This is a genomic window from Muribacter muris (assembly GCF_001038205.1).
Lineage (GTDB): Bacteria > Pseudomonadota > Gammaproteobacteria > Enterobacterales > Pasteurellaceae > Muribacter > Muribacter muris.
This window is the reverse complement of sequence record NZ_JWIZ01000042.1, coordinates 1-15,410: the sequence shown is the minus strand read 5'-3', so window position 1 is coordinate 15,410 and position 15,410 is coordinate 1. Positions and strand designations below refer to the sequence as shown.

Sequence of the window (15,410 nt, the reverse complement as noted above, 5' to 3'; positions counted from 1 at the left end):
CGGTTTTTGTAAAAAATTCACAAATAAAGACCGCTTGTAAAAGGGTATTCCTTAGGTAAGGCCTCTTAATGCCGCCTACTCGCCGTAGGCGGATACAACTTAATAATTATTTGCGACCAACACCGACAAAAGAAAGACCAGTTGTCGGTAACGGTTGGAAGCCGGATAATTGCTTATCGTTCCACGCCGTTGGTAATTTACGATGCACGATTGGGTAGAGCGGCACTTCTTTCGCAATAACATTGATTGCTTTTGTCCAGAAACCTCTCGCTTCTTCGGCTGTTTTTGCTTTAACCGCTTCGTCTAAATATGTTTGGACCTCCGCATACTCTGGTGTGTCTGACCAGCCAAAACGTTTTTTCGGCCAAACATCACCACGGAACCACCAGCTAAGTAATAGATCAAGGTCGTTACCGAAAACAGACGGATCACCCGGCGCAACCACCACTTCATATAAGCCTTTATCCACGTGCCCGCCGTATAGTGCGCCGGATTGCAGATGTTTCAAGCTCACTTTTACGCCCGGAATGGCATTCCAAGATTCAAGAATTAACGGTGCACACTCTTTCACCCAAGAGTGATCGGTTGAAAGCAATTCAAATTCTAGTTTTTCAACACCCGCTTCTTTGAGTAATGCCGCCGCTTTCTCTTTGCTGTATTCATATTGAGTGTCGGCTTTCACATAATCAGGGTGAGTCGCTTGCACATAGGATGTCGCTTTTTGTGCATTACCGAAGAATGCCACATCAATCAATTTCTGCGTATCAATGCCGTGATGTAAGGCTTGACGTACTTTCGGGTTATCAAACGGCGCTTTTTTACAGTTAAACATTAAGAACAGTAAGCCGAAAGATTGCACCGCTTCAACCGTGCCTTTACGTTTTAAACGATCCGCATCTAAATACGGCACACTTTCGATCGCTTGTACACGACCGGACTCTTGAGCGGTTACACGGGCGGCATCGTCAGAGAGTAAGAACCACGTCATTTTTTCCACTTGTGCCGGATAGATACCGTTGTAAGCCGAGTTGGCTTCAAATACGATACGATCGTCTTTGACGGCAGACACAAATTTATAAGGACCTGTACCGACCGGATTAGCATCAAATGCTGATTGTCCTGCTTCAACCAAGGCTTTCGGGACAATTTTAACAATGGTCAAACGCTCTTTAAACAACGCAAACGGGTATTTCAGTTTAAATTCCACCACTTTATTATCGACCGCTTTTACCGTCTCAATAAACGGAATAAATTGAGCAAATAAAGAGGCTTTTGCCGGATCAAGTACACGTTCAAACGAGTAAACTACATCTTCGACAGTAACCGGATTACCATTATGGAATACTGCACCGTCACGCAAGATAACACGCCAAGTGGTATCATCGACTTGTTCCGGCTCTTTCGCCGCAAGGGCTAAATACGGCTGACGTGTTGCCGGATGTAAATCAACCAACCCTTCAAAGATATGTAAGTTAGCGGCTAATGATGATGCACCGCTTGAAGTCAGCGGGTCAAAACCGGTGGAGATAGGGTAAGCAATACCGGCTTCAATCGTTGAGCCTGCTGCCGGTGCGGCATACGCATTTGAGGAGAGCGAACCCAATGTGCCGCTAAACGCAATGCCTGCTCCTACGCCGGCAACCAATTTCATAAAGCCACGGCGAGATTCGTTATGTTCAAAATGTTTAGCCATAAAAGACTCCTTTAAGGTGTTGTGTCTAAGAGGGGATTAACTTCAGTACAACTGAATCTGAATAATCGTTAAACGCTTTTAACATTATTTGGAGTAATTCAATCAAAAATAAAGTTAAAAATGAATTAAAAACATCATAACAGTAACAAAAGCTATGTCAACATTTTGTCAAAACCAATCTTGACATTTGTGATCTAGTTCACGAAATTGCCGCTATTCCACCGGCTGATAGCCGACATCTTCAAGAGTCGGATGATTTGCACCCGCCTTCGCCAACTGATCGCAAATCTCATTTTCACGGTGTCCGGAATGCCCTTTTACCCATTTCCAATGCAGTTGATGACGGTGAATTGCCTGATCCAATGCTATCCATAAATCCTGATTTTTAACCGGCTTATTCTGGCTAGTCTTCCAGTGATTCTTCCACCAATTAAAAATCCATTTTTGAATACCGTTTTGCATATATTGGCTGTCACTATAAAGCAACACTTGGCAGGGTTCTTTCAGCAGATTAAGTGCCTCGATCACTGCCCGAAGCTCCATTCGGTTATTTGTGGTTTGGAAATAACCCTTGCTGACGGTTTTCTCTTGCCCTTTATAACGCAACAAAATCCCGATGCCGCCTTTACCGGGATTTCCCAAGCAAGAGCCGTCCGTAAAAATTTCAACCTGTTTCATTGGTGAGTTACATCACAATCGTTTTATTTTGATGAACGAACACGCGATCAGCTAATACCAACTCTAATGCACGGCTTAGCACCGTTTTCTCGACATCACGCCCGGCACGCATCATTGCATCGGCAGTATAGGTATGATCAATATTGATGACATTTTGCATAATAATCGGCCCTTGATCCAGTTCATTATTGATAAAATGTGCCGTTGCGCCGATAATTTTCACACCTCGTTCATAGGCTTGCTGATAAGGTCTTGCACCGATAAATGCCGGTAAAAAGGAATGATGAATATTGACTACACGGTTAGGGTAACGCGCGACAAATTCCGGATTTAATACCCGCATATATTTCGCCAAAACAATATAATCCGGCGTATATTGATCGATTTTCTCGGCTAATTGCTGGTCGTGTTCCACACGGGTTAAGCCTTCGTGGCTCACTAAATGGAACGGCACATCAAAACGCTCCGCTAAACAGTGCGCTTCCTTGGTAACTAAAATGACAATCCGTTTCCGTTTTTTGGGTACTAACCGATAATTTGCCGCTTGTGGCAGCGTCAAATCCAAATCCGCCAACAAGGTTTGATCGTTAAAAATCCCCTGTAATTCCGTCCGCATAAAAAAACGTCCGGTTTCGGCATCCACAAACTCACTATTTTTCACAATATTCAGTTGATGTTTGTAACAAATATTGGTGATTTTAGCGACTAGCCCGGTCGCATCCGGACATTCCGTTAATAAAATTTTATGTTCAATCATTATTTACCCCATTAAATACGATCAATTATTTAGCACAAGAGTGAATAAACCATTCTATTCTTATTACAAATAACACATTAGTTTTACAAAAAATCGGTGTTATCTCACCGCTTGTTATTTCAGCTTATTTAAATAATCACATTTTTATTCGATAAAATGATAAAAAGAGAACCGATTGGGGTTCTCTTTTTATGATTATTTAGAAAAACAGTGTCAATTAAATTTCAAAATCACTTAATGACTTACCGGCATCTAATGCACGTTGAATTTCACGCGGGGGGCGACCTTGCCCCGTCCAGGTTCTTTCATTGCCTTTATCATCGGTAAATTTATATTTCGCAGGACGTGGCGGGCGTGAAGTTCTCACTTTCTCCGTTGTGCCTGCTAATAATAAAGCAAGCTCCTCGGCAGAAATTCCATCGGCTTCAAGCATTTCCTGATATTTTTTTAAACCTTGAAGACGTTTTGCATTTTCAAGCTCGCGCACTTTTTCTGCTTCACGTTTTTCTTCCACTACAAAAGTAACTTTTTCTAAAATAGCTTCCATTTGTTCCAACGTGGTTTCACGGGCAACAACACGTAAACTACGAATATTAGAAAGTGTTCTTAATAATTCAGACATTTTTATCTCCTATATAAATAAAACTTGTTTTATTGTCTTAATTATGAAATCTACCTTATATTAGCTTAATTTATTTTTTAGGTAAACAAAATAATAGTATTTTTTAAACAAACTCAATAACAGCTGAATAATAATTCGGCATTAGTTTAAATAATTTTTCATTTTTCCTGTTGGAAATGACACTGATTTAGTGGTAATCTAACAGTGTCCTACAAATTGTAGAGGTGCAAATCCGATAAGTATTCTTTTCGAGTGGAAAACGGTGAAGAAAGAAGAAAGGCGGATTTGCCGAAATCAATTAAGCGTCATCTTAATTGGTTGGGGTCGTTACCGAAAGGGACGACACTGTCATAGTGAAAACTATGGAGTGCTACTGTTAGGCTGGGTTTTTCATCATTATTTTAATTTCCCTTCCTTAATATTATTTTTATACTCAATAGTGTAAATTTACTCAGTAGATCTCTTTCTTTGTATTTGGCAATCATTTAACAAAACAATCTTAGAGGTTTTATGAATTTGGTCGATTATTCTCAATCCTTATGGTCGGTTGTACCGGCATTATTAGCACTGATTTTGGCAATTCTCACCCGTAAAGTGATTATTTCGCTCAGTATCGGCATTATTGTCGGTGCATTGATGTTAGCTAACGGGCATTTTGTCGATGCCGTTGCGCATCTAAAAAACAGCGTTGTTTCCTTAGTTTATACAGAAGAAGGGCTGAATGCCAACAATGTTAATATCGTCTTATTTTTGATTTTATTAGGGATTTTAACTGCACTATTAAGTATTTCCGGCAGTAATCAAGCCTTTGCCAACTGGGCGCAGCAACATATTAAAGGCAAACGTGGTGCAAAACTGATGGCTGCCGGCTTGGTCTTTTTTACCTTTATTGATGACTATTTCCACAGCCTTGCGGTTGGTGCGATTGCGCGTCCGGTTACGGATAAATTCAAGGTTTCACGGGCTAAACTTGCCTACATTTTAGATTCGACTGCCGCTCCAATGTGCGTTTTAATGCCAATCTCAAGCTGGGGAGCTTATATCATCACCTTAGTCGCCAGTTTACTCACGACTTACGGCATCACCGGTTATTCCCCATTAGGTGCTTTTATGACAATGAGTGCGATGAACTTCTACGCCATTTTTTCAATGGTAACCGTCTTCGCCGTGGCTTACTTCTCGATCAATCTCGGTTCAATGACCCGCTTTGAACAACAAGCCCTTAATGCACATAGCAATGCGGAAAACACACTCTCACAAGGTCGTGTAAGTAGTCTGATTTTGCCGATCATTACCCTGATTGTTGCTACCGTGGCTATGATGATGTACACCGGTTATCAAGCGCTGGCAGTAGAGGGCAAAGCCTTTGATATTCTCGGTGCGTTTGAAAACACCACTGTCGGTATCTCGTTAGTGGTTGGCGGATTCAGTGCCATTGCAGTTGCCACGTTACTTATCGCAACCAGTCGTCAAATTAGCATCGCAGACTATTTCAAATCTTACCTCATCGGCACAAAAGCAATGTCCGGTGCAATCCTCATCTTATGTTTTGCTTGGACAATCAACGGTATCGTAGGCGATATGCAAACCGGCAAATATCTCTCAACGCTCGTTGCAGGCAATATCAATACTGCATTCCTACCTGCGATTTTATTCGTACTCGGCACAGTGATGGCATTCTCCACCGGCACAAGTTGGGGCACATTCGGCATTATGTTACCGATTGCCGCCGCAATGGCAGCCAACGCAGAACCAAGCCTTCTACTGCCGTGTTTATCTGCGGTAATGGCGGGAGCGGTCTGTGGCGACCACTGCTCACCGATTTCGGATACCACAATTTTGTCCTCAACCGGCGCACAATGTAACCATATGGATCACGTTACTTCCCAGCTACCTTACGCAATGACCGTTGCTCTAGCCTCGCTGATCGGCTATTTAGTGCTAGGCTTCAGCCAATCCGCCCTACTTGCTTTTGGCGTTACCGGCGTGATATTGTGTGTGTTGCTCTTTTTGTTTAAAACGAAGAAAACCGCCTAATACAAGCGGTTGATTTTAATCCATATTTTGCATAATTATTTTCTGTTATGCTAATTGAACTTCGTTCTTTGCAATAGAATACGAACGCTGGTGTCCGTCCCCTTATAGCATTTTAATACAATGTAAATTTTAATGGACACCTGCGTATAATCCTTATAATGCTTCCCAAATAACTATTTATATTTTTTCCATAATATTGAAATTTTGCGCTATTATATTATATACCGACTTGATAAGTTTTAAGAGTACTACATCAACCTCCTTTACTATACTACTTACCGACATATTTAAACTACCAAATACAATACGGAATAGATATGATCTCTTTAATTGATGCCTATATTGCATTAGTCAACAACCTGCCTGAAGGAAATCGGCAAATGGAATGCTTTAAACGTTCATTATTGAGGTATAAAGCCGACTATCTTTTGCATAAATCGGATATCCCCAAACACAAAATAAAATCCGATATTTTGCAGGGCATATATGAATTTCCCTCACTAATGTCCGGACTATTTTCACCGCAACACTTAAATGATGCCTACCACGCCTATATTGAATTGATGTGTAATGAATATCACTTTATTATTGCCGAGCCGTTTTTCCAACGAAAAATAACCCGTTTAGCAAATAAAAAAAGCTTAAACAATATTAACCAAATCATCTTATTTCACATTCACCAAAATTCAAGTCGGAATTAGTCGATCATTGTATTGGCAATGTATTTGGCGAATAAAAAATCATATACTAATGTAGTCGCAAGGCCCATTACCCACCACACTATCCAACTACTCATATTTTGTAATATCGCAATATAGAGCGGATTTCCAATGGCATAATCCATTAACGGCTGGCGAATTAACCGTCCCATTATGACTAATTCAATCACTGCCATTATCGTTCCTCTTACTAACACACTTCGTCCAGCTGTTGAAAACCACTAAAATTAAGAAGTAAAAATCCACCTTCATAGAAGGTAGATTTAATTAACGCCCCATAGGGGCGTTTCTAAATTCTGATTCTGAGAATCCGAATTTTATATCGCTGAAAGCTTTAACTGTTTATCTTCCAGCTCATGCTTCTCTTGATATTTCATATATCGCCTTATCATTTCTGCATTTACACCTACCGTGTCCACGCAGTAACTCCGTACCCAAAAATGATTGCCCCATTACTTCTGATACTGACAATTTAGAGGGAATTTTCACTAACAGATGAATATTATACAGAATTCGCTTATAGTAAAAGGATATAGCAAAAATGCCTATTGTAAGATCGCAAAACATTTTGCATAATTTGGCGATTTATTTTGCATAACCCAACAATTTAAAATTATGTAGAATATTTCGTTAATTACTCGATTTGTAGCCCACCAACCTACATCATCCAACAAATCAGACTTCCTGATAAAATAACCATAAAAAAGGAACACATAATGTTTACTCTCTATACTAAAGGCTAAATGATTAGCCAATTTGCACTCACCTTTGTTCAATTACAGTCACACTTCTCCCAAACAAATCACTGTCCACGTTTGGCTAATGTCAGACTACCATCTACTATCTATCCGATTTATTGCTGATAACCAGACCGACACAGTTGTGGGCTTTTTACCTAAAGACCAATATTGGCTACACGAACCAATCTACTACACGTTCTTATCAGATATTCCGTACCATTACTAAATTTAAATGCTCTTTAAACTTCACTTAAAGGGTGTTTAAATTTAGCAGGCTTGTTGCATATCGAAGAGAAACGCATAACAAACGGAGTCGGTTTTCCGGTAGTGATCTTGAGGGACAAAACTCACAACTGTGTCGGTGCGCTTACCCACTAAAAAACGGATCGATAGGTGAAAAACATAGCATTCACCCAAGTCGACACTATGTAGCATTCTTTTGTTATCATGAAATCGGATTGCAGGCTGACAAATTGTAGGGAGAATAAGCGGATAAGATCAGCTTTGGTGTAGCGTGTAAACATCAGGCACTTCCTAAACTGTATAAATAACAAATAATTGCAATATAGTGTCTTAATGAATAGGCTTTTCCAACACATTTTCACCTGTATAAAAGCCGCTCAATTCGGGGCGTTTATCCACCTTTTCGCCAATCCTGCCCCGCCCAAAGGCACGTTCAACGGGTTTCGCTTGTCCGTGTCCCTCACCGTATAAAATACTGGTGAAATGCACCTCAATCCCCAAAATCGGCATAATCCCTTTTGGATCTAATTCGTTGTGTTTAAACCGATAGCGGTTTTCAATGCCCTCCGTCATCGCTTTATTCGCCGCAGCACGGGTGTTGTCTAAAGTGATCGTGCGGGGAATACCGTACTGATAAATCACATCCATTAAAGCGTGGCGGATACTGTCGGTGTTTTCCGAAATTGCGGTACGGTAGCCCAAGATTTTTCGGGTACGCACATCTTGCTAAAACCACGTTTTCGGGCGGACAATCTCGCCCGTATGCCATTTCACAAAGACATTGTGCTGATAACCATCGCCGTTGATCCACTCACCCGCCATCAAGTCTCTCACGGTACGTTGTAAAGACGGCACTAATTTTGCTACCGCATTTGCTCCCTCTCTTTTCAACAAGATCACTTCGTAAGGGACTTCTTCCACAATACGGCGTTGAAAGGTTTGAAAACTGGCAATTTTCCAACCGTAATGCTTCGCTATCTCTACCGTTCGGCGATAACTGGCACGCAAATCGGGCTTTTCAGGGCGGAGATAGTCCGCTAAAAAACAATCCCACGCTTCTTGTTCAATAAAGGCTTTGCGGCTTGGCTTTTTCCCCTTGCCTGATTCGCCAATCAGGATGGCTTGCCAGTCGTGGACAGGGTGATCTTTCACCTTGTAGTACCAATTTTTTAACGATCCCGCCGAGATATTGTTTGCTTTCGCCACATTATTGAGCGCCGTCATCAGTGGAAAATCTTGGTCAAGGCACTGTTTAAGTTGTAAGCAAACTTCCACTTTAACTTTTGCTTTATCCCGCGCTTTATCGCTTGCCTCGTTGAGCTTACGAGCCAACTCAAAATTCGGTTTTTGTTCGGGCATTTCAACAATCGGGACAATTTCCAATGCGGAACGTAACCGGATCGCTTGTTGGGTTTCAGGGGGAGACTGTGGAGGTGATATTCAAACACATTTCCTCGTACACCTGCTTTCCTACGTCGTTCCCAGTTTTCTAGTTTAGCTTTCTTAGTTACTCCCTGAACTGTTGTGGGTAATCCACCTACTCCTAAGATATCTTTAAGCTCTACCCACATAGGTGGTTCTCCCGCTCCGCATAGCGTTATGCCCAAATTTCTTGAGGAGGTATACCAAGAGCATCGGCAATGATCCTTTCTCCTTTGGGATAACTCACTCGTAATGCATTTTTTAACGTGGAAGGAGCTAACCAAGATTTCACAGAAAGCGAATGTAATGTGATATTTCGTTCGTGAAGCTCATACACAATGCGTTTTCTGCTCCAATCTTTTTTTCTGCATAAATCTCTCCCTGCATTTAATTTAAACTTACTTTCGGTTAAACTTTAGGTGTAAATCCTTAGTGTTACCCTTGTTTTTTCTTAGGCCCTAATTTAAATTCTAAAAAAAGTCAAATACTTTCTTTTAAGGGGTTTTAAATGAAAGAATGGGGTCTTAGTAAAAGATTTGGTTGGTGTTGGTGGATTAGCTGGTACACCACAAGGTATTGCACAAAGAGCTAAGAAAGAAAACTGGCAAAGAAGAAGAGTTGCAGGGGTCAAAGGCAATGTGTTTGAGTATTATGTTGGCGATATGCCTGAAAGTGTAAGAAATGCACTAGATTTCAAACCTAGAATATTAAAAGAGTCTTCCTCTAAACTAAAGGACATAGATGTATGTACAAGTGAACTTGAAGCAAGTATGAAGACCGTCGTAAATCAGATGGAAGCAATGTTTGACTATCTTTAAGCGGAAATTCCTGAGACCAAAGAAGACAATAGTTTTAAATTAAACTGGTTAGAAAGAAAATTGATTGAAGATTATCGAAAAGCCTCATTAGCAAATAAAGAGCTCCTTGAGGACCTGGCAGGAAAATGGCAAATTCAAACGGCAAAAAGAGACATCGGAGCCATTTGAGGATTGTAAGGTAGCCTAATAGCTTTGAGCAATCGTTTTTCAAATCAAGTCTACCACCCACGATACGGTTTTTCGCAAAATGAAAGATCTTGCCGGCTTAGGCAATGAAGATTTGCACTTCCACGACTCCCGCCGAGAAGCCCTTTCCCGCCTTGCGAAAAAAGTCGATGTAATGACCTTGGCAAAAATCAGCGGACACCGAGACATCAAAATTTTACTCAACACATACTACGCTCCCGATATGGCAGACATAGCAAAATCGATTGGTTAAATTGGCGTTATTTTGGCGTTATTAAATCCCAAATGAAACAAAATAAAACCCAAAAATACTGAATTGTAACCATTTAACTAGATAAACAATCAATGGTTATCTATCTAGGTAAAATTCAGCAAAGCCTTGTGGCACAAGGGATTTCAACAATAAAAAAAGCCTAGTCGTTAAAACTAGGCTTTTATAGTTGGTGCCTGGGCGAGACTAGATCTAGAATATAACATATTGATTTTTAAATATCTCTTTTAACATACCTTTATTTTGGTTACTATTTTGGTTACTAAAATCTACGAAAGGATACGATAAGCAAGAAATTATTTAGGCGATCTTTTGATGCTCTAATTATACTCTCGCCTGCTGCCAAAAATAAAAAAATCTACGAAAAAAAACTTTTTGAGAAAGTATCACACTTTTCCCACTTTGGCTATTTTTAGCACTTAACTATATGAATTATAATTAGTTTTTTTGAAGTGTGATATTTTGAGGAAGTGGGTTAGTTTCCCACTTTTTCCTACTATTGATGATTATTTATACAAAAAGAAAGCCCGGCTGTTAGGCTAGGCTTTGGTTGGCTAGTTATCCCAGTCGTTTAAGGTGTGTTCCATATTGACGTAGTAAATGTTGGTAATACATAGACCGTCTTTCTGCCGCGTACGGAGCGGGTGAGGGCTGTTTCGCTCTTTCAGGGCATATTCAAACGCTTGCTTAAATCGGTTGCGTTGCAGTGGGTTGATGATGCCCATTCGTTCGCAATAGTACAAATACGATGAATGCAATGCTGTGCGATGTGCTTGCGGTCTTCGGCTACTACCTAAGGTTAAGCCGTTGATGATTTCTCGGGCTTCGAAATGCTTCGCAAATTGGAGGATATGATCCGTTTCTTCCTTAACTTCCAGCGCTTCTTCACTGGTTTTCTGTGCTTCCAGTAAGGCTTTCGCTGTCATTGGGTCGGGGAACGTATCCAGTAATCGCCGCACAATACCGCCCGCTTCTTGTTCCAGCTTGTCTTTGAGGTGATAGTCTTTTTCGCTTTCCGTTACCACCTTGTTAAATTGGAATATGACCCGCCGCCGTGATGTGCCGCCTTTTTGTTCCTTGAATATAATCGGGCTGTTGCCGGTGATCAAGAAAACGGCTTTAACCACGTCTTTAAATGCCCCTTTATACAGTGGGCGAAAGCTAATGGCATCGCCGCCGGTAATAGACCGCAAAATGCCACCATCACTAATATAGCTCTCTTGGTCGGGTGAATAGCACAGGGTTTTGTCAATTAAACCGCACCGCATTGTCGGGCTTTCCAAATCTTTCAGGCTAAATGCGGCGGTGTTTTCTTCCCCGCCCGCCAAGATTTTGGCTAAATGGTTGAAAATACTTTTGCCCGTGCCGCCTTCGCCAGTGATTTCTAAGAATAATTGCCATTCATAACGATTAGTCAAAATCATATACAACGCCGCCAAAATGCGATCACGCTTTTCTACTTTGCCATCACTGACCCAATTCAGCCATTTGTCGAAATGGGGTGTGGGGGTTGGGTTGGCGAAGTAATCAATATTGATGAACGAGGTTAGAAAATAGGCTTTATCGTGCGGCATAAATTCGCCCGTTTGCTTGTGTAAAATGCCATTGGCAAAGGCAAGCAAATGCGGATCACGCTTTTCCATTCGCTCGGCTTCATACTTGAACAAGCTCAACATTTTTTCAATGCGGCTGGCTGTGTATTTGGTGATGCCGTATTCTAGGAAGAAATTGCGGATAAGGCGGCCCATTGCCACATCTTCGACCGCTTCCCATTTCTTGCCGGTGTAGTGGTAGAGGGTCTGTAACTGCTCGTGATAATAAATAGGCTTTTTGTGCCATTCCATAAAAGCGACTAATTTTTCATTATCGCCCATTGTGTCGAACAGTTTCGCCCGTTCTGCCTTACGTTGTTCCGGCGTTTTACCGGCTTCGGCTGCCAGTTTTGCCCGCTGTTGCGTGTCGGTTTCTGTCCGCAGGCGGCGAATATAACCGCTTAAATTTTCGAGCAGCTGCCCCGCTTCATCGGACATTATCACCGTGCCGGCATCCGTTTGGTTCGCAAGCTGATCGCACAAAATGGTGATGATATTTTGCGATAACGGCTCGGCATTGTTACAACGTTGGATTTCCACATATTGCACCGTTGCCGGCACAATTTGGTAAGCGGTGAGATCCGCCAGTTCGTTTACATCAAGCACAATCGGCGGGGGCAATTCCCCCGCAGGTAATACTTGATTTAACTCAATTTCCGCTTGTGGCCGTGCTGTGTGCGGTGCTTTAGCAAATGCCCACGCTTGCGAGCCGACAAGGATTTTACATTCCGTTGCCCCCTGCGGTTGTTTCTTCAAATTAGGGGCTTTTTTGAGTTTAGTGCTTTGTGTCATTATTTCCCCCTGTTGCTTCCGCCATATCCAACGCAAACAAAATGTGATTGATAATGTGTGAAAACTGCTTCACAAGGAAAAATCCCACATTGCAACTTAGAATATTTTGTTGAATTTCTTCATCGGTAAGCATCGCCACTAATTTGTTTACATCTCGAGTGGGTGGAAGAGGCATTTGTTTTAGTAGCACATTATTCAGTGCCTGTAATTCTGCGACCATTTTCAAGGCTGAATTGGGCTTAATCAGTGCAATACTGGCAAGATTTTCCGCTAATTCGGTAAAAACCGCAGCAGAATAGGGAAATGTCGGGTTATCCGTGCCGTTTGCCACATTATCAAAGTGAATAGCGATGGCTTGCTGTTCCGTTTCGGTGAAATCGCTCCAGTCGATAGTGTCGTTTTGTTTATCCATTACTTATACCTCCCCCAAGTCATTTAAGCCGTTATTCATCAATACCAACACGCCGTTTAAGGCTGAAATCAGCGTGTAGTTATTCTCGGCTTCCGCCGCTTTTGCAATTAGCTCAATAAGTGATTGAGCTTGCCATAGGCTGTTTAGTGCATTACGCAGATAGTCTTGACCTTGTTGGTCTAAGATGTAGGTTTTTTGCTTAGCCATTGTTTACCTCCTCACCCAGAATAAATGCGAGGCGTTCCTCAATATCGTTGATTTGGTGTTCAAGTAGCGAACCTATCCCTTTTAGTGCGTCTTGTATTTCGCACGTTTCTAGGCTGTCTAAATCGGTGCGGGTGTGTAATACATTGATTAGGGTCGCAGGCTGCCAAAGGCGTTTAATTTGGCTTTTTAATAGGTCGATTTGGTGAGGTTGATTACGCATAGCTCGCCTCCGCAGCCTGTAAACACGCGGTCGGTTTGAGGCGATTTTCTGCAATCTGGGCGATAGGGTGGTCGAGCAAAAGGCGGTAGTCTGCCGGCAGTTGCCAGCGTGCCTCGTGTTCGCTCGGGCGGATACTTTGATTTTAACTTCGGTATGGTCGGGCTGTATGCGATCAACGTACAGAAATGTAAATAACATTTGCGTAACTCCAGTGAATAGGTTTTTGAGAGTTACCGCTTGAAGTTTCGAGGCTTGTGGGCGGTAACGTGTAACGGGCTCGAAAACTGCGATCACTGGAACACAGCAAAGGGCAAAACCTTTCCCGTTACACGCTACCATAGAATGACGCTCGTGAAGTTCAAGACTTTCTCGGCGTTCTTTGGGTGTGCGTGTGCTACGAATAAAAAACACGCTGTCGGCGTGCTATTCGCCAGTGATTTATCGGTCGAGTTTCGAGGCTCGGCTATGGATTTTGCCATAGCGTGAGCAGGATAACCGAAAAAGGCGAACGGGTGCAATCTGTTATTTTGAACAGGCTGTAAGGATTTACGCATAAACGCCCCCTTTTAAACGGGCAATGCAAAGGGCATTGGGGGAGAGGTTGAGGATTTGGCGTGCCTCGTATTCTGAATTAGCACGAATGCGAACGGTCAGGCGTTTGTCACCTAAGAGGAGGAATTTATAAAGCATTGCTGATAGTCCTTTTAATAGTTTTTTAGGAACTACCGCTAAAGTTTCGAGGCTTTGGGCGGTAGTGCGTAACGGGCTCGAAAACCGTCCAGCAATGAAGACGGCAAAGGGCAAACCTTTCCCATTACGCACCACCATTGAGAGACGCTCTGTACTTCTTGGAGTATCTTGGCGTTCTTTGGGTGTGTAAATGCCACGAACAAAAAAAGCACGGTTTAAACTTGGCGTGCTATTGTTCGCCATTGCTGAATAATTAGACGAGTTTCGAGGCTCGGCGTTAGATTTTGTTAACGCGTTGAGAAAATTAACGGATTTCAGACCGCTTGTAAAGTGTTTTTGGCGATTTTTTTGATATGTGGTAAAATCCGCCACAGGTGTTTTTGTTTCTTTCATTTGTAATTCCTTGAATGGTTGCCCCGCTCGTTGCGGGGTTTTTGTTGGTTATGCCGCTTTGCCAAATCGGTTATTCCGCATTGCAATCAGCTTTAATCGGTGGGTTTCAAAGTCGTTTACATCGCTGTCGAGTAACATTTCGTCCGCCCGTTCCAAGTATTCCAGTTCGGCGAGTTAGTCGGCGGTTAAATGTGAACGGACATCGTCTTCAATGCCGTGAACGGTTTTGTAATGCTTCACACTCATTCCTAACACAATGCCGGTCAGCATATTGCTTTCGTTGCCGTAGAGGTATTTGGGCGTAGGCTTGCCCTGTCGGCTACGGTTACGGTCGAGAGCCGCACATAACGGGCGATAACCTTTGCCTGTCTGCTCTCGGCTCGCTTTCCACTGCAGCAGTAATTCAGAGGAAAGCTGTGGTGCAACGGTCTGTAACGCCTTCTCGCATTGGATAAAATAGCTTCTGGCTAATTTGCCCTGCTCGTTACGTTCAAGCATTGCTAATTCTTTTGCCATATCGAGGGTGATTTTGTAGTCTGCTTTGTTATGTCCGCCTCGGTGATTTGTTCGTTTTTTGTTACTCAAATTTGAGTAGCAAACGTTGCCGGATTTATTCGGGAAAATGAACCAGTAATCCGCGTTCTCGATAAAATCGGCGTCCGCTACGGCACGGTTGAACCAGTCATTAAAGCGGGTTTTAATGCCAAGAAATTCGTACAAGGCACGGGCAAAGGTGAATTGTCGGGTCTCGCCTTTGTAGTAGCTCTCGTGTACAGGCAGCAATAAATCAAGGTCTTTAAACGGGCTAAGGGTTATTTTCTTTTGGGGCTGTACTAGATAACTAGGGAAATCTAATTTCAGGTTAGAATAATCCCTATGAGAAGAAGTCGTTTAAGTCAGTACAAGCAAAACAAACTG

General features: G+C 42.3%; 17 protein-coding genes, 4 pseudogenes and 1 riboswitch. Of the genes and pseudogenes, 4 read left to right on the top strand and 17 right to left on the bottom strand.

The annotated features are described in order from the left end of the window. Nucleotides 1-106: 106 nt before the first annotated feature. From RO21_RS07250 to RO21_RS07235, 4 genes are all read right to left on the bottom strand, one after another. Nucleotides 107-1,693, bottom strand: a complete 1,587-nt coding sequence (locus RO21_RS07250; protein ID WP_047977134.1) for an ABC transporter substrate-binding protein — start codon at nt 1,691-1,693, stop codon at nt 107-109. A gap of 213 nt (nt 1,694-1,906) precedes the next feature. Beyond that, nucleotides 1,907-2,371, bottom strand: coding sequence for a ribonuclease HI (gene rnhA / locus RO21_RS07245; RefSeq protein WP_047977133.1), 465 nt, complete (start codon nt 2,369-2,371; stop codon nt 1,907-1,909). Nucleotides 2,372-2,378: 7 nt separating this feature from the next. Then, the gene (locus RO21_RS07240; RefSeq protein ID WP_047977132.1) at nt 2,379-3,128 is read right to left on the bottom strand and encodes a formyltetrahydrofolate deformylase; all 750 of its coding nucleotides are present in this window, start codon (nt 3,126-3,128) and stop codon (nt 2,379-2,381) included. A gap of 217 nt (nt 3,129-3,345) precedes the next feature. After that, entirely contained in the window at nt 3,346-3,750 is a 405-nt protein-coding gene (locus RO21_RS07235) for an H-NS family histone-like protein (protein WP_047977131.1), read from the bottom strand. Between the two features lie 211 nt (nt 3,751-3,961). Next, a riboswitch (Lysine riboswitch) is annotated at nt 3,962-4,131 on the top strand. A 129-nt stretch (nt 4,132-4,260) separates the two neighbouring features. On the opposite strand from RO21_RS07235, the gene RO21_RS07230 reads away from it, so the two are divergent. Together RO21_RS07230 and RO21_RS07225 are read left to right on the top strand one after the other, a co-directional pair. Next, entirely contained in the window at nt 4,261-5,787 is a 1,527-nt protein-coding gene (locus RO21_RS07230) for a Na+/H+ antiporter NhaC family protein (RefSeq protein ID WP_047977130.1), read from the top strand. 317 nt (nt 5,788-6,104) lie between these two features. Continuing rightward, on the top strand, nt 6,105-6,488 hold the full coding sequence (locus tag RO21_RS07225; RefSeq protein WP_047977129.1) for a hypothetical protein: 384 nt from the start codon (nt 6,105-6,107) through the stop codon (nt 6,486-6,488). On the opposite strand, the gene RO21_RS07220 is transcribed toward RO21_RS07225, so the two are convergent. The 5 genes and pseudogenes from RO21_RS07220 to RO21_RS12510 all read right to left on the bottom strand — a co-directional run. After that, the gene (locus RO21_RS07220; protein ID WP_047977128.1) at nt 6,485-6,682 is read right to left on the bottom strand and encodes a hypothetical protein; all 198 of its coding nucleotides are present in this window, start codon (nt 6,680-6,682) and stop codon (nt 6,485-6,487) included. The two genes, RO21_RS07225 and RO21_RS07220, sit on opposite strands and share 4 nt — an antisense overlap. 141 nt (nt 6,683-6,823) lie before the next feature. Continuing rightward, nucleotides 6,824-6,946: pseudogene (locus RO21_RS13755) on the bottom strand (IS200/IS605 family transposase); the annotation flags it as partial. Between the two features lie 873 nt (nt 6,947-7,819). Then, nucleotides 7,820-8,713, bottom strand: a pseudogene (locus RO21_RS07215) (transposase domain-containing protein). After that, nucleotides 8,713-9,060 carry a DNA-binding protein gene (locus tag RO21_RS13465; RefSeq protein WP_241482447.1) on the bottom strand — a complete coding sequence of 116 codons (348 nt, stop codon included), beginning with the start codon at nt 9,058-9,060 and terminating at the stop codon, nt 8,713-8,715. The pseudogene RO21_RS07215 and the gene RO21_RS13465 overlap by 1 nt, the downstream one beginning before the upstream one ends. A 26-nt stretch (nt 9,061-9,086) precedes the next feature. Further along, nucleotides 9,087-9,275, bottom strand: a pseudogene (locus RO21_RS12510) (helix-turn-helix domain-containing protein); the annotation flags it as partial. 172 nt (nt 9,276-9,447) lie between these two features. Here RO21_RS12510 and RO21_RS07210 point away from each other — a divergent pair. Then, nucleotides 9,448-9,729, top strand: a complete 282-nt coding sequence (locus tag RO21_RS07210; protein WP_053067741.1) for a DNA-binding protein — start codon at nt 9,448-9,450, stop codon at nt 9,727-9,729. Between the two features lie 199 nt (nt 9,730-9,928). After that, on the top strand, nt 9,929-10,168 hold the full coding sequence (locus tag RO21_RS07205) for a tyrosine-type recombinase/integrase (protein WP_420911992.1): 240 nt from the start codon (nt 9,929-9,931) through the stop codon (nt 10,166-10,168). A gap of 572 nt (nt 10,169-10,740) precedes the next feature. On the opposite strand, the gene RO21_RS07200 is transcribed toward RO21_RS07205, so the two are convergent. The 8 genes and pseudogenes from RO21_RS07200 to RO21_RS07170 form a co-directional block, all read right to left on the bottom strand. Further along, nucleotides 10,741-12,570: a DNA primase family protein gene (locus RO21_RS07200; RefSeq protein WP_047977127.1), complete on the bottom strand. Its 1,830-nt coding sequence runs from the start codon at nt 12,568-12,570 to the stop codon at nt 10,741-10,743. Next, the gene (locus tag RO21_RS07195; protein ID WP_047977126.1) at nt 12,554-12,982 is read right to left on the bottom strand and encodes a hypothetical protein; all 429 of its coding nucleotides are present in this window, start codon (nt 12,980-12,982) and stop codon (nt 12,554-12,556) included. Before RO21_RS07195 ends, RO21_RS07200 begins: the two co-directional genes overlap by 17 nt. Before the next feature lie 3 nt (nt 12,983-12,985). Further along, nucleotides 12,986-13,189, bottom strand: a complete 204-nt coding sequence (locus tag RO21_RS07190) for a hypothetical protein (protein WP_047977125.1) — start codon at nt 13,187-13,189, stop codon at nt 12,986-12,988. Then, nucleotides 13,182-13,409, bottom strand: coding sequence for a hypothetical protein (locus RO21_RS13460; RefSeq protein WP_047977124.1), 228 nt, complete (start codon nt 13,407-13,409; stop codon nt 13,182-13,184). The genes RO21_RS07190 and RO21_RS13460 overlap by 8 nt, the downstream gene beginning before the upstream one ends. Before the next feature lie 240 nt (nt 13,410-13,649). Next, nucleotides 13,650-13,820, bottom strand: a pseudogene (locus tag RO21_RS13455) (host cell division inhibitor Icd-like protein); the annotation flags it as partial. Beyond that, entirely contained in the window at nt 13,742-13,963 is a 222-nt protein-coding gene (locus RO21_RS13450) for a hypothetical protein (RefSeq protein WP_047977123.1), read from the bottom strand. The pseudogene RO21_RS13455 and the gene RO21_RS13450, both read right to left, overlap by 79 nt. After that, the gene (locus RO21_RS07175) at nt 13,956-14,492 is read right to left on the bottom strand and encodes an ash family protein (RefSeq protein WP_053067739.1); all 537 of its coding nucleotides are present in this window, start codon (nt 14,490-14,492) and stop codon (nt 13,956-13,958) included. The genes RO21_RS13450 and RO21_RS07175 overlap by 8 nt, the downstream gene beginning before the upstream one ends. A 174-nt stretch (nt 14,493-14,666) precedes the next feature. Beyond that, a complete protein-coding gene (locus RO21_RS07170) occupies nt 14,667-15,275 on the bottom strand; it encodes an antA/AntB antirepressor family protein (RefSeq protein WP_053067738.1) in 609 nt (202 codons plus the stop codon). Between the last annotated feature and the right edge of the window lie 135 nt (nt 15,276-15,410).

Coding starts and splice junctions, on each gene's coding strand:
- RO21_RS07235 (WP_047977131.1), bottom strand. CDS start 3,750: ATGTCTGAATTATTAAGAACACTTTCTAATATTCGTAGTTTACGTGTT.
- RO21_RS13450 (WP_047977123.1), bottom strand. CDS start 13,963: ATGCGTAAATCCTTACAGCCTGTTCAAAATAACAGATTGCACCCGTTC.
- RO21_RS13465 (WP_241482447.1), bottom strand. CDS start 9,060: ATGTGGGTAGAGCTTAAAGATATCTTAGGAGTAGGTGGATTACCCACA.
- RO21_RS07200 (WP_047977127.1), bottom strand. CDS start 12,570: ATGACACAAAGCACTAAACTCAAAAAAGCCCCTAATTTGAAGAAACAA.
- RO21_RS07230 (WP_047977130.1), top strand. CDS start 4,261: ATGAATTTGGTCGATTATTCTCAATCCTTATGGTCGGTTGTACCGGCA.
- rnhA (WP_047977133.1), bottom strand. CDS start 2,371: ATGAAACAGGTTGAAATTTTTACGGACGGCTCTTGCTTGGGAAATCCC.
- RO21_RS07220 (WP_047977128.1), bottom strand. CDS start 6,682: ATGGCAGTGATTGAATTAGTCATAATGGGACGGTTAATTCGCCAGCCG.
- RO21_RS07240 (WP_047977132.1), bottom strand. CDS start 3,128: ATGATTGAACATAAAATTTTATTAACGGAATGTCCGGATGCGACCGGG.
- RO21_RS07195 (WP_047977126.1), bottom strand. CDS start 12,982: ATGGATAAACAAAACGACACTATCGACTGGAGCGATTTCACCGAAACG.
- RO21_RS07175 (WP_053067739.1), bottom strand. CDS start 14,492: ATGAAAGAAACAAAAACACCTGTGGCGGATTTTACCACATATCAAAAA.
- RO21_RS07225 (WP_047977129.1), top strand. CDS start 6,105: ATGATCTCTTTAATTGATGCCTATATTGCATTAGTCAACAACCTGCCT.
- RO21_RS07250 (WP_047977134.1), bottom strand. CDS start 1,693: ATGGCTAAACATTTTGAACATAACGAATCTCGCCGTGGCTTTATGAAA.
- RO21_RS07190 (WP_047977125.1), bottom strand. CDS start 13,189: ATGGCTAAGCAAAAAACCTACATCTTAGACCAACAAGGTCAAGACTAT.
- RO21_RS13460 (WP_047977124.1), bottom strand. CDS start 13,409: ATGCGTAATCAACCTCACCAAATCGACCTATTAAAAAGCCAAATTAAA.